This window comes from Novosphingobium sp. Fuku2-ISO-50, from assembly GCF_001519055.1.
Lineage (GTDB): Bacteria > Pseudomonadota > Alphaproteobacteria > Sphingomonadales > Sphingomonadaceae > Novosphingobium.
Genome location: NZ_KQ954285.1, coordinates 211,395 through 227,229 on the forward strand (window position 1 = coordinate 211,395; position 15,835 = coordinate 227,229).

A 15,835-nucleotide genomic window follows, 5' to 3' on the forward strand; every position below is an offset into this window, starting at 1 on the left:
CCAATGTCCTTTGCTGCTGCCGGAAGAGCCCGGCATCTGCCAACGCCTGCGACAATGCCGCACCCGCCGACGCGGTTAAAGGACTTTAACCACGAAAATCACACTCGGAACAGGGCTTGCTCATCCAAAATCGGCGCTGCGTGCCCCGTCGCTTCGCCGCTGTCCCGGCGCAGGACAGCCGCAAGGCGAGACGTAAAGATTATCCCAGTTCGACTTGTTCCAGCTCGTAGCCGCGCGCGCGCAGCGCTTCGACCAGGCGGTCGATCTGGTCGCGATCGCGCGCCTCGCATTCGATCTCGGCAGTCAGGCCCTTGGCGGGCAGCGAGGTAAAGATGCGCTGGTGCCAGACTTCGAGGATGTTGACCTGATGACGGTTGAATTCCTCGACCACCTTGAACAGGGCGCCGGGGCGATCCTGCAGCGTGATGCGCAGCCGACCGAGCCGCCCCGAGCGCGCCAGATCGCGCAGGAGCACATTGGCGAGCAGGCGCGTGTCGATATTGCCGCCGGTCAACACGATGCCGACTTTGTGCCCGGCAAAAATTTCGCGATTGGCGATGACCGCGGCCAGCCCTGCCGCGCCCGCACCTTCGACGACGGTCTTTTCGATCTGCAACAACAGCGAGACCGCCTGTTCGAGATGGGCTTCGTCGACCAGCACGATGTCATCGACCAGCCCCGCCAGAACCGCCGAGGTAAACGTGCCCGGCTCCTTGACCGCGATGCCTTCGGCCAGCGTATCGCCGCCGCAGGGCAGGTCTTCATGCTTCAGCTTGTCGAACATCGACGGGAACAACAGCGCCTGCACGCCGATCAGGCCGATATTCGGATTGATCCCGCGCGCCGCCGTGCCCATCCCGGTCAACAGCCCGCCGCCGCCGATCGGCACCGCCAGCATGTCGAGATCGGGCACGTCTTCGAGCATTTCGAGCGCCACGGTGCCCTGCCCCGCCGCGACATGCGGATCATCGAACGGATGGACGAAGGTCAGCCCCATCTGCCGCTCCATCGAACGGGCATGGGCATAAGCCTCGTCAAAGGTTTCGCCTTCGAGCACGACCGTGCCGCCGACGCTTTCGGTCTGCATGATCTTTACCGTCGGCGTGGTGCGCGGCATCACGATCGTGACCGGCACACCTAGGCGCGTGCCATGGTACGACAGCCCTTGCGCATGGTTCCCGGCCGAAGCGGCGATCACCCCGCGCCGGCGCTGCTCCTCGGTCAATTGCAACAGCGCGTTGAGCGCGCCGCGCTCCTTGTATGCGGCGGTGAATTGCAGGTTTTCGAATTTCAGCCAGATTTCCGCCCCGGTCATCGCGCTCAGCGTCTTGCTGTGCATCGTCGGCGTGCGAACGACTTGCCCGGCAATGCGCGTCGCGGCGACTCGCACATCGTCAAGGGTCAGGCTGGGGACGGTTTCGGAAAAAGCAGGAGCTGTCATCTGCACGCCCCTAATCCAAAGAGCGCGCGATGGGAACGGGCTTCAAGGGCGGTTTCTTGACCGATCGCGACCAAATTGCGCCAGCGCGATCAGCCCGGTCATGACCGCGATCGCCACAGTATCGGCAATCCAGTCGCGAATGTCGCAATCGCGATGGAGCGACGGGATCGACTGCGTCACCTCGATCAGCGCGCCAAGGAACGACAGTCGCTCGGCAATGCGCCAGCGCGGCGCATCCGGAAATGCGAAAGCGGCGAGCAAAGTCAGCGTGGCAAAAGCCAGCATGTGTTCAAATTTGTCACCCAGCGCATCCATCGGCATGTGCGGCGGATGCGGCAAGAGCGCCATCGTCACGGCGAAGGCGGACGCCAGCCAGAACAGAACCTGCGCAAGGGGGTGCGACATCATCGAGCGCGGGTGGGGCGATGCAGCGGATTGGATCATGCCAAAGCGCTAGCTGCTGCCTTCGCCCCCGACAAGCGCGATCGCCCCTTCAAACGGACTGGCAAGCGACGGCAAACCGGTTAAACACGTCAGTCATGACCGAAACGACCGCACCGCTCGCCATCTCTTTCATCGGCCTTGGCGTGATGGGATCCTGCATGGCCCGTCACCTTGGCCAGGCGGGGCACCGCCTGACCATCTACAACCGCACCCCGGCGCGTGCACAAGCCTGGCTGGCGGCCAATCCCGAGCTTTCCCCCCGCGTCGCCGCCAGCCCTGCCGAAGCCGCCGAAGGCGCCGACGCAGTGATCACCTGCGTCGGCAATGACGATGATCTTGCCGATGTCGTGCTCGGCCCCAATGGCGCATTCCGCACGCTGCGGCGCGGCGGGGTGTTTATCGACCACACGACGGTCTCGGCGCGGATTGCGCGCCAGATCGCCGTCGAAGGGCGCGACAAGGAACTGCTGTGCGTCGATGCCCCGGTAACCGGCGGGCAATCGGGCGCAGAGGCGGGCACGCTGTCGATCATGTGCGGCGGCAGCGAAAAGGCGGTCGATGCGGCGCGCCCGATCCTGTCCGCCTATGCCAAGCGCGTGGTCCATGTCGGCAAATCGGGCGCGGGCCAGACTGCCAAGATGGCCAATCAGATGTGCCTTGCCGGGACGATCGCCGGGCTGTCCGAAGCGATCCGCTTTGCCCAGAACGCGCGGCTCGATCTCGACACGCTGTTCGAAGCGATCAGCGGCGGCGCGGCGCAATCGTGGCAGATGGACAACCGTTTCGACACGATGGCGCGCGACGAATTCGACTTTGGCTTTGCCATCGACTGGATGCGCAAGGATCTTGGCCTGGCCATCGAGGAAGCGCGCAATCTGGGCGCGAGCGTGCCGATCACCGCGCTGCTCGATCAGTTCTATGCCGATGTCCAGGCGATGGGCGGCGGGCGACAGGATACCAGCGCGCTCATCCGGCGCCTGCCCCGGAGGGGCGGGAATTGAAGCGGTTCGCACTGGCGGCAGGCCTCCTTGCGCTTTCGCCACCGGCCCAGGCCGATACGCTGGTCGACAATGTCAGGGGCGAAACGATCGGCCCCGACGGCGCGCTGAAGACGTTCGGCGCCTTTCTGTTCGACGATGCCGGGGTGATCAAGGCGGTCTATGCCCCCGGCGACAAGCGGCCGAAACAGGGACGCAAGGGCTATCAGTATCATATCGACGGCAAAGGACGCGTCCTGTTGCCCGGCATGATCGATGCCCATACCCATGTCATCGCGACAGGCTTTGCGCTGCTCACGCTCGATCTGTCGGACACCACCTCGCTCGACGATGCGCTGGGCAAGATTGCGGCCTATGCCAAGGCGCATCCCGAACGGCCATGGATCATCGGCAACGGCTGGAATCAGGAACGCTGGCATCTGGGCCGCTTTCCCACGGCGGCAGAGCTTGACCGGATCGTGCCCGACCGCCCGGTCTGGCTCGACCGCGCCGACGGCCATGCCGGCTGGGCCAACAGCGCGGCGTTGCGCGCAGCCGGGGTCAGCGCCACCACGGTCACGCCCGATGGCGGATCGATCGAGCGCCTGGCCGACGGGCGCCCCGCCGGGGTGCTGGTCGATCATGCGCGAACGCTGGTCGACAAGGCGGTGCCGACGCCGACACCGCGCGACCTCGATCTCGCGCTGGCCACCGCCGAGGCCGATTTTGCCCGACGCGGGATTACCGCGGTGGCCGACATGGGCACCGAAATCAACGAATGGCTGGCCTTTCGCCGCGCGGGCGATGCCAACCGGCTTTATGTGCGGATCATGGTCTATGCCCAGGGCACCGAGACGATGGCGGCGATCGGCGGGACCGGCCCGACGCTGTGGCTCTATGCCGACCGCCTGCACATGGGCGGTGTCAAACTCTATGCCGATGGCGCGCTCGGATCGCGCGGGGCCTGGCTCAAGGCCCCTTATACCGATCATCCCGGCACCAGCGGCCTGCCGCAACTGACCGAAACGCAACTGGGCAATCTGATGAGCCGGGCGGCGATGGACGGATACCAGGTCGCCGTCCATGCCATTGGCGACAAGGCCAATGCCACATTGCTGACCACGATCACCGACCTTGGCCATACTTATGGCGGCGACCGCCGCTGGCGCATCGAACATGCGCAGATCATCGATCCCGCCGATTGGCCGCTGGTGGCCGGAATTGCCGCGCATGGCGGCATTGTCGCCTCGATGCAGCCGGTCCACCAGACCTCTGACCGCCAGATGGCCGAAGCGCGGCTGGGCCCCGACCGCTTGCGCGGGGCCTATGCCTGGGCCAGCCTGAAGCGCGAGGGCGCGGTGCTGGCATTCGGGTCGGATACGCCGGTCGAACGCCCCGATCCGTGGACCGGGCTGGCCGTCGCGCTGACCCGGCAGGACGAAACCGGCGCGCCCGACGGCGGCTGGCAACCGCAGGAACGCGTCGATCGGCTGACCGCGCTTGCCGGCTATACCAGTGCCGCGGCGTGGGCAGGCTTTGCCGAAACGCGGTTCGGTCGCATCGCACCGGGCCTGCGCGCCGATTTCATTCTGGTCGACACCGATCCGATGAGCGCCGCCCCCGAAGCAATCCGCAAGACCAAAGTGCTGCAGACCTGGGTCGGCGGCGGCAAGACGTACGATGCAGAAGCGCCGATCGATGCAAAGACGCAAAAAGAGGCGCCCCCTCCCAAGCCTTGACCGGGGTCAGGGGCGCTCAGGCCGCCGGCTGGCTTTCGTCCGCTTCGCCCTCGGCCCGTTCGCGGGCGTCTTTCGCTTCGGCAAAGCGCATGACGATCAGCGTGCCTTCGAACAGGATCATCAGCGGGATCGCCAGCATCAACTGCGACACGACATCGGGCGGGGTAATCAGCGCGGCCAGCGCAACGATCCCGACAATGACATAGCGCCGCGCCGCGACCAGCTGATCGCGCGACAGGATGCCCGCGCGGTTGAGCAGCATCAGCAGCACGGGCAACAGGAAACTGCCGCCAAACGCGAGGATGAACTGCATCACCAGGTTGAGATATTCCTCGACCCCCGGCAACGCTTCGAGTTGCAGCCCGCCGTGCATCCCCTGAAAGCCGATGAACCAGCGAAATGCGGTCGGCATGACTACGAAATACGCCAGACTGGCACCCAGCGAAAACAGCAACGGCGTCGCGATCAAAAACGGCAGAAACGCCTTTTTTTCGCGCGCATAGAGACCGGGCGCGATGAACGCCCAAAGCTGGTTGGCGATCACCGGAAAGCTGACAAGCGTGGCGGCAAACAGCGCCACCTTGATCTCGACGAAAAACGCGCCGTAGAGCTTGGTATAGATCAGCCGCCCGGTGCCTTGCGGAAAGGCGCGCGCCAGGGGAATGATCAGAATGCCCAGAATATCGTTGGCGAAATAGAGGCACACGGCAAAGGCGATCACCAGTGCATAGATCGCGCGCAACAGGCGCGTGCGAAGTTCGAGCAAGTGGTCGAGCAGCGGGGCCTGCGTCTGGTCGATGTCGTTGATCATGCCGTATGGTCAGGATGCGTGGCGGCGGGAGCCTCGGGCGCGGAAGGTGCGGGCAGTTCGTGCATCGGTTCCGTCGGGGCGTGCGCGGCGACAAGCGGATCGATTGGCGGATGTTCCACGGGCGGATGCTCGAGGGGGCCATGCTCCACCATCGGCAGCGCAGCCGGATCGACGACCGGGGTGGCGGCCATGATCGCGGCATTCTGCTCGCGCCACTTGCGCTCCATCTCTTCCATTTCCGCCTCGCGGATCATGGTTTCGACGCCGGCCTTGAAATGGTTTGACACGCGCCGGACGCGCGCGATCCACCGGCCCGCCGTGCGCAACGCCATCGGCAAGTCCTTGGGCCCGATGACCACCACGGCCACGATCGCAATCAGCAGGAATTCGGAAGGGGCTATATCGAACATGGGTCAGGCCAGCCGGCAATCAGCGCGCACAAGACAGCTCATGCAGCGCCGGTCGGGCCCTGATGTTCGCCGGAAACCGGCTGGGCCGCAGGCGGCTGCACCGTCGGAGCGGGGGCCTGAGGAGCCTGCGACGTGGGAAGCTGCGACGTGGGAAGCTGCGACGGAGGCGGCGTTACCGGACGATTGTTTTCGTCGGCCATGCCTTCCTTGAAGCTTTTGATGCCCTTGCCGAAATCGCCCATCATGTCGGAAATCCGGCCGCGACCGAACAGAATCAGGACCACCAACGCCAGAACAATCAGGTGCGGTAGAGACAGGCCACCCATCGTAAATCTCCTTCTTGCGCTCCAGATAGGCGCTTTTTGCGCCAACCGCCAGACGCAAGGGCGATACAAATTGCGCCTCTTGTCGAAAGGGTGCGGCTATTCGTCGGTTTCGCCGGTCAGCGCGGCATAGGCCGCATCGATCGGATCGAGCAGCCCGGCGGCGCGCAATTCGTCTATCCCCGGCAGATCGCGGCGCGAGGTCAGACCGAAATGCGCAAGGAACGCCGGCGTCGTGGCATAGATCGTCGGTCGCCCCGGCCCTTCGCGGCGCCCGGCAATGCGCACCCAGCCCGCCTCCATCAACACGTCGAGCGTGCCGCGCGCGGTCTGCACCCCGCGAATCGCCTCGATCTCGGCGCGGCTGACCGGCTCGTGATAGGCAATGATCGCCAGCGCCTCCACGCCCGCGCGCGACAGTCGGCGCGGCTCTTCGCGTTCGCGCCGCAAAAGATGCGCGAGGTCGGGCGCGGTCTGGAAATGCCAGCGCCCGCCGCGCTCGACGAGTTCGACCCCGCGCCCGGCATAGTGCGCGACAAGCGATTCGAGCGCCCCGCGCACCATGGCGCCGCCGAGATGGCGGCTGATCTCTTCGGGCGTGAGCGGGGTCTCGGACGCAAACAGCGTCGCCTCGACCGCGCGCACCAGATCATCCCCGGCCCCGGTCATTCGGCCCCGGTCATACCGCATGCGCCTGTGCCGCGCGCAAGCGCAAAGGCCCGAACACATCGTCTTGCGCCAGTTCGGCCCGGCCCTGCTTGGCCAGTTCCAGCGCGGCGGCAAAGCTCGAGGCCAAAGCCGAGCGAGTCAGCCGGGGATCGGCACCCGGCTCTACACGCGGCAGAAAGGCGCGCAGATCGACCCAGTCGCGCGCCACGCCCAGCAGCCGCGCCACGCGTTCAAGCGCGGCTTCGAGCGTGATCACCGGGCGTTCGCGGACGATATGCACCACCGGCGCATTGCGCGCCTTGATCGTGCCATAGCCCTGAATCACGTCGTACAGCCCGACGATCCAGCGCGCCTTGCGGTCGATGCTGATCCCTTCGGGCGCGCCGCGCATAAACACGTCGCGGCCCAGCCGGTCGCGCGCCATCAACCGCGACGCCGCCTCGCGCATCGCACCCAGCCGTTGCAGCCGCAATTGCAGCCGCAGCGCCAGTTCTTCCGGGCTCGGCTGCATTTCCGGATCGCGCGGCAGCAGCAGCAGCGATTTGAGATAGGCCAGCCAGGCGGCCATCACCAGATAGTCCGCCGCAAGCTCAAGCCGCAGCGCACAAGCGCGGTTGATATAGACGAGGTACTGATCGACCAGGTCGAGGATCGAGATCCGGCGCAGATCGACCTTTTGCCGCCGCGCGAGATCGAGCAGCAGATCAAGCGGCCCTTCCCAGCCATCGAGTTCGAGATAGAGCGCATCATCACCGCCCGGCGCCGAAGCGATCGGTAGCCAGTCCGCCTCGTCGTCGGTCTGAAGAACAGGCGGCGCTTCGCTCATTCCACCAGCGCCAGCAGCGCATCGCGCCGGGCCACCAGTGCGCCGTGGCGTTCGGCCAGATCGACGGGGGCAATGTCGGTCGCCTCCAGCGCGCGCGCCAGTCGTGCCGCGCTGTCGTCGCTCATCGGTGCGAGCGCGGCGGCAATGCCGATCATGTCGTCCATCCGCGCCCAGCAATTGAGCGCAAGGTCGCAGCCCGCCGCCTGCGCGCGCGCCGCGCGTTCGGGAATCGTGCCGGTCAGCGCCTCCATGTCCAAATCGTCGGACAGCAGCAGCCCGGAAAACCCGATCGCACCGCGCACCACATCGCCGATCACCCGCGCCGACAAAGTGGCCGGCGCGCTGTCGTCCCACGCGGTAAAGCGGACATGCGCGGTCATTGCCGCTTTCGCATCGGCCAGCGCACGAAACGGGGCGAGATCGGTTTCGAGATCGACGCCCTCGGCGGTCACGGTCGGCAGCGCCTTGTGGCTGTCGGCAGTCGCGCGACCATGGCCGGGGATATGTTTGACCACGCCGGTCACGCCCGCGCGGGCAAGCCCGTCGAGCACGGCGCGGCCCAAGGCGGCAACGCGCATCGGCTCGGTGCCCAAAGCGCGGTCGCCGATCACGTCATCCGCGCCGGGCTGGCGCACATCGAGCAAGGGCAGGCAATCGACCGTGATCCCGGCTTCGGCCAGATCGAGCCCGAGCGCTTCGGCATTGGCGCGCGCGGCCTCGATCGCGCTGACCGGCGCAAGGTCATAGAGCCGGGCAAACACCCCTTGCGGCGGATAAGGGCCCCATTGCGGCGGCTTCATCCGCGCCACGCGGCCACCTTCCTGATCGATGCAGATGAACGTCTGCGCGCGCCCGTGAAGCGCGCGCAAATCATCGGTCAACGCGCGCAACTGCGCCCGATCGACCACATTGCGGCCAAACAGGATATAGCCGGCCGGATCGGCATCGCGAAAGAAAGCGCGCTCTTCGGCGGTCAGGACGGGGCCGGAAAGGCCAAATATTGCCGGTAGCATGATCGATCTAACATGGCGCAAAGGCCGCCCCGTCGGCAAGCGCGAGGCTTGAACCGGCGGGGGAAAAAGATCAGCGCTTGACCTGGCACTTTACACCATCGGCTTCGAGATGACTGCACAGGCTCGTCGCCGCGCTGCCGTCGGAGGCCAGCGCCTGCAGACGATAGACCGTGCCGATGTCCGCCTTGCCCTCGACCACGCGATGGCCCAGCCCCTTGAGCAAGTCGTGCCCGGCAGTCAGCCGCGCCCAGCCCGCTTCGGCCAGGGCATTGCTCGAATAGGCGCCGACCTGAACCGCGACACCGCCTCCGGCAGGCTTGGCCGGAGAAGCTTCATGCGCGGGCTCTTTTGCGGCTGCCGAAGGCGTAGGCGATGGCGCGGCAGCAGGCGGCGGGGTCGTGCCCGCGCTGCCGGCCAGGCTGGCATCGGGGTGTTCGCCCTGGCTGACCTTGAAGCTCGAATCGCCCGTACCGGCAAATTTCTTGCCGCCCGGATCGCCCGGCGCGATTTTGTAGGGTTCCTTGCTCGCTTCGATCAGGCTGCCGTCGGCAGGCTTGGCCGAGCCGCCGCGATGAGTCAGCCAGTAGATCCCGTCGACCAGCAACGCGAGCACGATCAGCGCGACAACCGCCGCCGCGATCAGGCGGTGATGGCCGCGCTTGGCCTGCTCCGCCTCGAAATCGTCGGCGCTTTCCAGCCAGGGCAGGCGTTCTTCCTCGCCCAGATCGAGCGATGGCGCAGCTTCATGCGCTTCGTCGCCATGAAACGGTCCGTTCTGCGCGGTTTCGGCTTCGCCGTGTTCGTCTGCGTGCATCGACCCCGTGTTCCCTTGCTTCGCGCGGGTGTTACAATTCTTCGGCTGCCGTCACACCCAGGATGGCGAGCCCGTTCTTGATGACCTGCCCGATCTGCGTCGCGAGGAAGAGCCGCGCGGCAGTCAGTGCGTCATCGCCGGCAACGATGTAGCGCTTTTCGGGCCGGTCATTGCCGATGTTCCAATACGCATGGAACCCTGCGGCAAGATCGTTAATAAAGAATGCCACACGATGCGGTTCGCGCGCCTGGGCCGCACTTTCGATCACGCGCGGGAACTGCGCGGCGAGGCGCACCAGCGCCAGTTCTTCTTCGCCCAGCCGATCGAGCACGGCATCGCCCGGAGCGAGCCCTTCGGCCGCCGCCTTGCGCAACGTCGAACAGACCCGGGCATGGCAATATTGCACATAGAACACCGGATTGTCCTTCGAGGCTTCGACCACTTTGGCGAAATCGAAATCCATCTGCGCGTCGGGTTTGCGCGTCAGCATGGTGAAGCGCACGACATCGCGGCCCACTTCGCGCACGACATCGGCGAGCGTGACAAATGTCCCCGCGCGCTTCGACATCTTGACCGGCTGACCATCGCGCAGCAGCTGGACCATCTGCACCAGCTTGACTTCGAACGGCTTGGGCGTGCCCCCGGCGGCGCCGGTCAGCGCGGCGACCGCCGCCTTGATCCGCTTGACCGTCCCCGCATGATCGGCGCCCCAGATGTCGACCAGCGCGTCGGCGGTTTCCGCCTTTTGGAAATGATAGGCGAGATCGGCGCCGAAATAGGTCCAGCTTCCGTCGGATTTGCGGATCGGGCGATCCTGATCGTCGCCAAACCGGGTCGAACGGAACAGCGGCAGCTCGACCGGCTCCCAGTCTTCGGCGACTTTGCCCTTGGGCGCTTCGAGCAGGCCGTCATAGACCAGATCGTGCGCGCGCAGCCAGGCTTCGGCCTTGGCCGGCTTGCCCGCCGCCTGCAATTCGGCTTCGGAGCTGAACACGTCGTGGTGAATGCCCAGCAGCGCGAGATCGTCGCGGATCATCGCCATCATCGCCGCAACCGCGCGCGTGCGGAATGCGATCAGCCAGTCGGATTCGGGCGCGGCGGCATAGCGATCGCCGAATTCGGCGGCGAGCGCCTGCCCGACGGGGACCAGATAATCGCCCGGATACAGCCCTTCGGGAATGTCGCCGACCGCTTCGCCCAGCGCTTCGCGATAGCGGATATGCACCGAGCGGGCGAGCACATCGACCTGCCCGCCGGCATCGTTGATATAGTATTCGCGAATGACCTTGTGCCCGGCAAAGGCCAGCAATGTCGCCAAGGCATCGCCCACGACCGCGCCCCGGCAATGCCCCATGTGCATCGGCCCGGTCGGATTGGCCGAGACATATTCGACATTGACCACGCTGCCGTGGCCAAGCGTCGAACGGCCATAGTCATCGCCCGCCCGCGCGATCAGGCGCAATTCGCCAAGCCAGGTGGCGGGCGTCAGGCGCAGATTGATGAAGCCGGGCCCGGCGATTTCCGCCCCGGTAACACGCGGATCCTTGACCAGCTCGGCGATCAGCACGCCGGCCAGCGCGCGCGGATTGGTGCCCGCAGGCTTGGCCAGCACCATCGCCGCATTGGTGGCCAGATCGCCATGCGCGGGATCGCGCGGCGGCTCGGTCGTCACGGCGCCGCGCGACAGACCCGCAGGCAAAGAGCCCGCGGCTACGAGCGCATCGAGCGCGCCATCGATGACGGCGGCGAATTCGGCGAATAGCGCCCGCCCTGCATTGAAGTCAGGGGTGATCACGCTGTCAGGTGCTGTGTCGGTCATGAATTTGGTCTCGAATGCGGCAATAGCGGATAATCATGCAGCAAGGAAAGCCCCCGTGCCGCGCACGAGGGCCCCAATTGGATCGGGACCGGCGCCATTCCGCCGATCGCAGACGCGCTCATCGGGTGGCGTTGTAGGCCAGTTGCCGGTCGGTCAGCTGAAACCCGATCAGCACTTCGAACGTCGCCTTGGCCAGCGCCGCCTTGACTTCGGGCAGCGACAGCGGATCGACCGCCGCGTCGGCATCGCCCGCCTTGCGCTTGCGCGTCAGGCGCGCACGGATCGGCGCGGGCAGCGAGGCTTCGTCGCGGCTGACCAGAGTCGTCGCCGTACCGTGTGCCACCGCGCGGGCCTGCCCATCGGCAAAATCGACCCCGACGGTCGCGACGTGCTTGGCGACAATCGACGTGCCGGCGCGCTGGACCACCGAGAAATAGGGAAAATCGATATGACGCGCGCCATGCGTATCGGTGCGCCGGGCCACCACGTCGAAATCGACATGCGTCGTCAATTGCGGCAGGCGCATGACGTCGTTGCAGTGGCTGCGCAAATTGGTGATCACGGCGACCGTGTCGATCGCCCTGGCATCGGCGCGGCCGGGGGCCATCACGGTGACATCGCCGGTCATCTCGGGAATTTCGACGATCGGGCACGGGCTGCGCAGCGCGGTCACGCCGACGGTATCGTCGACCACCAGTTCGCCATGATTCTTGGAACAACCGGCCAGCGCCAGCATCGATACCATGAGGGGCAGCGAAACAAGCGCGCCGTTCCGGGCAAGTCGGGGAAGTTTGGCGAACATCGGGGCGCGCAATCCTTAGGGCTTGTCTATCGTCGTATCGGGCTTCGTATCGGGCGGACGCCGCGCGCCTGCCGCCCCCTCTCTAGCCAGCCCCGTCGCTTTGGGCAATGACAGGTTGCGGTGGCGACAGGTTGCGGCCGGGGACAGGTTGAGATCGGCATTTGTGAGACGCCCCCACCGCTGCTAAGGGCCTTGCTCATGACCCATCATCCGGCACAGGACGCCATCGCGTCGACCCAACCGTTGCACGTGCTGATCGCGGCGCCGCGCGGTTTTTGCGCAGGCGTCGACCGCGCGATCGAAATCGTCGAGCGGGCCATCACCCGCTATGGCGCGCCGGTCTATGTCCGCCACGAAATCGTCCATAACCGCTATGTCGTCGACGGGCTGAAAGCCAAGGGCGCGGTCTTTGTCGAAGAACTGGACAACGTGCCCGATGGCGCGCCGGTCGTGTTTTCCGCGCATGGCGTGCCCAAAAGCGTGCCCGCCGATGCCACCGCGCGCGGGCTCGACTGGCTTGATGCGACGTGCCCCCTGGTCAGCAAGGTCCATCGTCAGGCCGAACGGCAGGTCGAGGCGGGGCGCCACATCCTGTTCATCGGTCATCGCGGCCATCCCGAAGTGATCGGCACGATGGGCCAGGTGGCGCAAGGCGACATTTCGCTCGTCGAAACCGTCGAGGATGTCGCCACGCTCGACCTGCCTGCGGATCTGCCGCTGGCCTATCTGACGCAGACGACGCTTTCGGTCGACGATACCGCCGCGATCATTGCCGCGTTGAAAGTCCGCTATCCGGGCATCGTCGGCCCGCGTGCCGAAGACATCTGCTATGCCACCTCGAACCGCCAGGCTGCGGTCAAGGCCATTGCCGAAGCCTGCGACCTGATCCTGGTGATCGGCGCGCCCAACAGTTCCAATTCGCTGCGGCTGGTCGAAGTGGCCCAGCGCGGCGGCGCACGCGGCCAGTTGATTCAGCGCGCCGACGAAATCACCGCCGACTGGCTCGACGGCGTGACCACGATCGGGGTGACCGCCGGCGCCTCCGCGCCCGAAGCGCTCGTGCGCGAAGTGATCGATCGGCTGGCGCAGTTTCGCGCCATCACCACCGAAACCGTGACCACCGCCGAAGAACACATGGTGTTCAAGCTTCCCAGGCAGTTGCTCGACAGCATGCCGGTCGAGTGAAAGCGGACGACAATGGCAGTCTATACCCACCTCGGCGCAGAGGCGATGGCCGCGCTGATCGCGAACTATGACGTCGGCACGCTGGTCAGCGCCAAAGGCATTGCCGAGGGCGTTTCGAACAGCAACTGGCTGATCGAGACCACCGGCCGCGACGGGACCGGCGCGCGCTATATCCTGACGATGTACGAATTCCGCATCGACATCGTCGAATTGCCCTATTTCCTGTCATTGCTCGATCACTTGTCGGCCAACGGCTGCCCGGTGCCGCGCACGATCCATGATCGCGACGGCGCGCTGTACCGCCGGATCGGCGACAAGGCCGTGGCGCTGATCGAATTTCTGCCGGGCGTTTCGGTCAGCGTGCCGACCCCCGGCCAGGCGCGCGCGGTCGGCGGCGAGCTGGCCCATCTGCATCAGGCAGCGGCCGATTTTCCCGCGACGCGCGCCAACGGCATGGGCATCGCCGAATGGCGCCGCCTCGCAGAGGCCTGCGGCGAGACCGGGCTGGCTGCGATCGATCCCGCGTTCGCGCGGCTGGTTGCCGAGGAATTGCCCCGCCTTGCCAAAGCCTGGCCGACCGATTTGCCGCAAGGGGTGATCCATGCCGACCTGTTTCCCGACAATGTGCTGGTGCTTGGCGACACGATCACCGGCCTGATCGATTTCTATTTCGCCTGCAACGACATCACCGCCTATGATCTTGCCGTGACGCATCTCGCCTGGTGCTGGGACACGGTCGACGGCACGTTTCGCGAAGACCTGTCGCGCGCGATGATCGAAGGCTATGAAGCGGTGCGTCCGCTGTCCGCCGCCGAACGCGCCGCGCTGCCGCTTCTGGCGCAAGGGGCGGCGATGCGCTTCATGATGAGCCGCGCCTATGACTGGATCAACACGCCGGCCGATGCGCTGGTCACGCGCAAGGATCCCTTGCCGCTGGCCCATCGGCTCACGTTCTATCGCGACAACACGGGACTTTTTGATTGAAAACGATTGAGATTTTTACCGACGGTGCATGCAAGGGCAATCCGGGCAAAGGCGGCTGGGGCGCATTGTTGCGCGCTGGAGCTACCGAAAAGGAGCTGTCCGGCTCTGACCCGGCGACCACCAACAACCGCATGGAAATGACGGCCGTGCTGCGCGCGCTTCAGGCGCTGCGCGAACCGTGCGCGGTAAAACTGCACACCGACAGCCGCTATGTCATCGACGGCATGACCAAATGGATGTTCGGCTGGGTCAAAAAGGGCTGGAAGACCGCCGACAACAAGCCGGTCAAGAACGAAGACTTGTGGCGCGCGCTGGTCGAAGCCGCGCGACCGCACAAAGTCGAATGGATCTGGGTCAAGGGTCACGACGGCCACGTCGAAAACGAGCGCGTCGACAAACTCGCCAGCGACGCGGCCAAGGCGGCCTGACCCGCCGCTAAAACCGGCCCGGCGCATACCGTTCGGCGTCAAGCGTCTCGGTCATCGCGTCGCGGCCAAGGCCAAGCACCAGTTGCGCCCCCAGCCGCGCCGCCGCCGGCGCGGTCTGGATGCCGAATCCGCCCTGCCCGGCGAACCAGAAAAAGCCGGGCACCTGCGCATCGAAGCCATAGACCGGCAGACGATCGGGCGAAAAACTGCGCAATCCCGCCCAGCGCCGTTCGAGCGCGGCAATGCGCCAGTCGAGCACATGCTCCATGCGATCGACGGCAATCGCCACATCGATCTCTTCGGGCGCGACATCATGCGCGACATCGGGGGTTTCGTCGTGGGGCGAGACCAGCAGGCGCCCGCTCTGCGGCTTGAAATAGAAATCCTCGTCGATCCCGAATGTCAGCGGCATGTCCGCGGGCGGCAAGGGATCGGTGCGCAATTGCACGATCGTGCGGCGCAAGGGGGTAATGCCGCGCGGCGCAGCGCCCGCCAGCGCGGCCACCCCGTCGGCCCAGGCGCCTGCGGCATTGACGATGATCGCGCCGCGCACGCTCCCGCCCGGCCAGGCCAATTGCCAACCGGCGCCGTCGCGCGCAATCGTCTCGATCCGCGCACGGACCTTGAGCACGCTGCCCGATCGCCGCGCCAGCGCCAGATAATACTGATGCAACCCGGCGACATCGATGTCCGCGCCGCGCGCCTCATACGCGCCAAAGCACCATTCCGGTCGCAAGCCCGGCACTTGCGCGGCAATCTGCGCCCGATCCATCAGCCGGACATCAACGCCGAGCGCGGCAAAGCGATCGACAAATCCCTCGATTCGTTCCCGATCTTCGGCCCGACCGATCGTCAGCCCGGCGCGGGGGGCAAGAAATCCACCCTCGGCAAGGAACGCGCCCGACGCCAGAGTCAGCGGAACGACGCCCGGCCCGCCATAGCTTTCCTCCCAGAACGCCGCCGAGCGCCCGGTCGTGTGATAGCCGGGGGCATCCTCGGCTTCGACCATCAGCACGCGAGCCCTGCCCGTGCTCGCACATTCGGCGGCAAGGCTGGCCCCGGCCATGCCCGCCCCGACAATGACGATGTCGAACGGCGAATCGAGGTCTTGCGGCGCGGCAACGGGAATGTCGGTCATGAATTCGGGTCT

Annotated in this window: 17 protein-coding genes; 5 read left to right on the forward strand and 12 right to left on the reverse strand. The window is 65.9% G+C overall.

Annotated features, from left to right (window positions below):
• Nucleotides 1-199: 199 nt before the first annotated feature.
• Together AQZ50_RS00965 and AQZ50_RS00970 are read right to left on the reverse strand one after the other, a co-directional pair.
• Nucleotides 200-1,441 (reverse strand): threonine ammonia-lyase, encoded by a 1,242-nt coding sequence (locus AQZ50_RS00965; RefSeq protein ID WP_067741349.1) that lies wholly within the window; start codon nt 1,439-1,441, stop codon nt 200-202.
• A gap of 42 nt (nt 1,442-1,483) precedes the next feature.
• Entirely contained in the window at nt 1,484-1,885 is a 402-nt protein-coding gene (locus tag AQZ50_RS00970; protein ID WP_067741353.1) for a VanZ family protein, read from the reverse strand.
• A gap of 95 nt (nt 1,886-1,980) precedes the next feature.
• Here AQZ50_RS00970 and AQZ50_RS00975 point away from each other — a divergent pair, with 95 nt between their 5' ends.
• Together AQZ50_RS00975 and AQZ50_RS00980 are read left to right on the forward strand one after the other, a co-directional pair.
• Nucleotides 1,981-2,886: an NAD(P)-dependent oxidoreductase gene (locus AQZ50_RS00975; RefSeq protein WP_067741356.1), complete on the forward strand. Its 906-nt coding sequence runs from the start codon at nt 1,981-1,983 to the stop codon at nt 2,884-2,886.
• The gene (locus tag AQZ50_RS00980) at nt 2,883-4,601 is read left to right on the forward strand and encodes an amidohydrolase (protein ID WP_067741359.1); all 1,719 of its coding nucleotides are present in this window, start codon (nt 2,883-2,885) and stop codon (nt 4,599-4,601) included. Before AQZ50_RS00975 ends, AQZ50_RS00980 begins: the two co-directional genes overlap by 4 nt.
• 16 nt (nt 4,602-4,617) lie before the next feature.
• Here the strand turns inward: AQZ50_RS00980 and tatC are convergent, their stop codons facing one another.
• The 9 genes from tatC to AQZ50_RS01025 form a co-directional block, all read right to left on the reverse strand.
• A complete protein-coding gene (gene tatC, locus AQZ50_RS00985) occupies nt 4,618-5,412 on the reverse strand; it encodes a twin-arginine translocase subunit TatC (protein ID WP_067741362.1) in 795 nt (264 codons plus the stop codon).
• Nucleotides 5,409-5,822, reverse strand: a complete 414-nt coding sequence (gene tatB / locus AQZ50_RS00990) for a Sec-independent protein translocase protein TatB (protein ID WP_067741364.1) — start codon at nt 5,820-5,822, stop codon at nt 5,409-5,411. The genes tatC and tatB overlap by 4 nt, the downstream gene beginning before the upstream one ends.
• A 38-nt stretch (nt 5,823-5,860) precedes the next feature.
• Nucleotides 5,861-6,148 (reverse strand): Sec-independent protein translocase subunit TatA, encoded by a 288-nt coding sequence (locus AQZ50_RS00995; protein ID WP_067741367.1) that lies wholly within the window; start codon nt 6,146-6,148, stop codon nt 5,861-5,863.
• A gap of 96 nt (nt 6,149-6,244) precedes the next feature.
• Complete coding sequence (scpB, locus tag AQZ50_RS01000) at nt 6,245-6,814, reverse strand: SMC-Scp complex subunit ScpB (protein ID WP_067741370.1); 570 nt, start codon at nt 6,812-6,814, stop codon at nt 6,245-6,247.
• Between the two features lie 10 nt (nt 6,815-6,824).
• A complete protein-coding gene (locus AQZ50_RS01005) occupies nt 6,825-7,640 on the reverse strand; it encodes a segregation and condensation protein A (RefSeq protein ID WP_067741373.1) in 816 nt (271 codons plus the stop codon).
• A complete protein-coding gene (nagZ, locus tag AQZ50_RS01010; protein WP_067741375.1) occupies nt 7,637-8,653 on the reverse strand; it encodes a beta-N-acetylhexosaminidase in 1,017 nt (338 codons plus the stop codon). The genes AQZ50_RS01005 and nagZ overlap by 4 nt, the downstream gene beginning before the upstream one ends.
• 70 nt (nt 8,654-8,723) lie before the next feature.
• The gene (locus AQZ50_RS01015; RefSeq protein WP_067741378.1) at nt 8,724-9,467 is read right to left on the reverse strand and encodes an SPOR domain-containing protein; all 744 of its coding nucleotides are present in this window, start codon (nt 9,465-9,467) and stop codon (nt 8,724-8,726) included.
• Nucleotides 9,468-9,498: 31 nt separating this feature from the next.
• Entirely contained in the window at nt 9,499-11,286 is a 1,788-nt protein-coding gene (gene argS / locus AQZ50_RS01020) for an arginine--tRNA ligase (RefSeq protein ID WP_067741380.1), read from the reverse strand.
• A 118-nt stretch (nt 11,287-11,404) separates the two neighbouring features.
• The gene (locus AQZ50_RS01025) at nt 11,405-12,088 is read right to left on the reverse strand and encodes a hypothetical protein (protein WP_067741382.1); all 684 of its coding nucleotides are present in this window, start codon (nt 12,086-12,088) and stop codon (nt 11,405-11,407) included.
• Between the two features lie 198 nt (nt 12,089-12,286).
• Here AQZ50_RS01025 and ispH point away from each other — a divergent pair, with 198 nt between their 5' ends.
• From ispH to rnhA, 3 genes are read left to right on the forward strand one after another with little or no spacing between them, the layout of a single operon-like run.
• A complete protein-coding gene (ispH, locus tag AQZ50_RS01030) occupies nt 12,287-13,273 on the forward strand; it encodes a 4-hydroxy-3-methylbut-2-enyl diphosphate reductase (RefSeq protein ID WP_067741384.1) in 987 nt (328 codons plus the stop codon).
• Between the two features lie 12 nt (nt 13,274-13,285).
• Nucleotides 13,286-14,257 (forward strand): homoserine kinase, encoded by a 972-nt coding sequence (gene thrB / locus AQZ50_RS01035; RefSeq protein ID WP_067741386.1) that lies wholly within the window; start codon nt 13,286-13,288, stop codon nt 14,255-14,257.
• Nucleotides 14,254-14,685, forward strand: coding sequence for a ribonuclease HI (gene rnhA / locus AQZ50_RS01040; protein ID WP_067741389.1), 432 nt, complete (start codon nt 14,254-14,256; stop codon nt 14,683-14,685). Before thrB ends, rnhA begins: the two co-directional genes overlap by 4 nt.
• A 7-nt stretch (nt 14,686-14,692) precedes the next feature.
• On the opposite strand, the gene AQZ50_RS01045 is transcribed toward rnhA, so the two are convergent.
• The gene (locus AQZ50_RS01045; protein ID WP_067741392.1) at nt 14,693-15,823 is read right to left on the reverse strand and encodes an NAD(P)/FAD-dependent oxidoreductase; all 1,131 of its coding nucleotides are present in this window, start codon (nt 15,821-15,823) and stop codon (nt 14,693-14,695) included.
• Nucleotides 15,824-15,835: the final 12 nt, after the last annotated feature.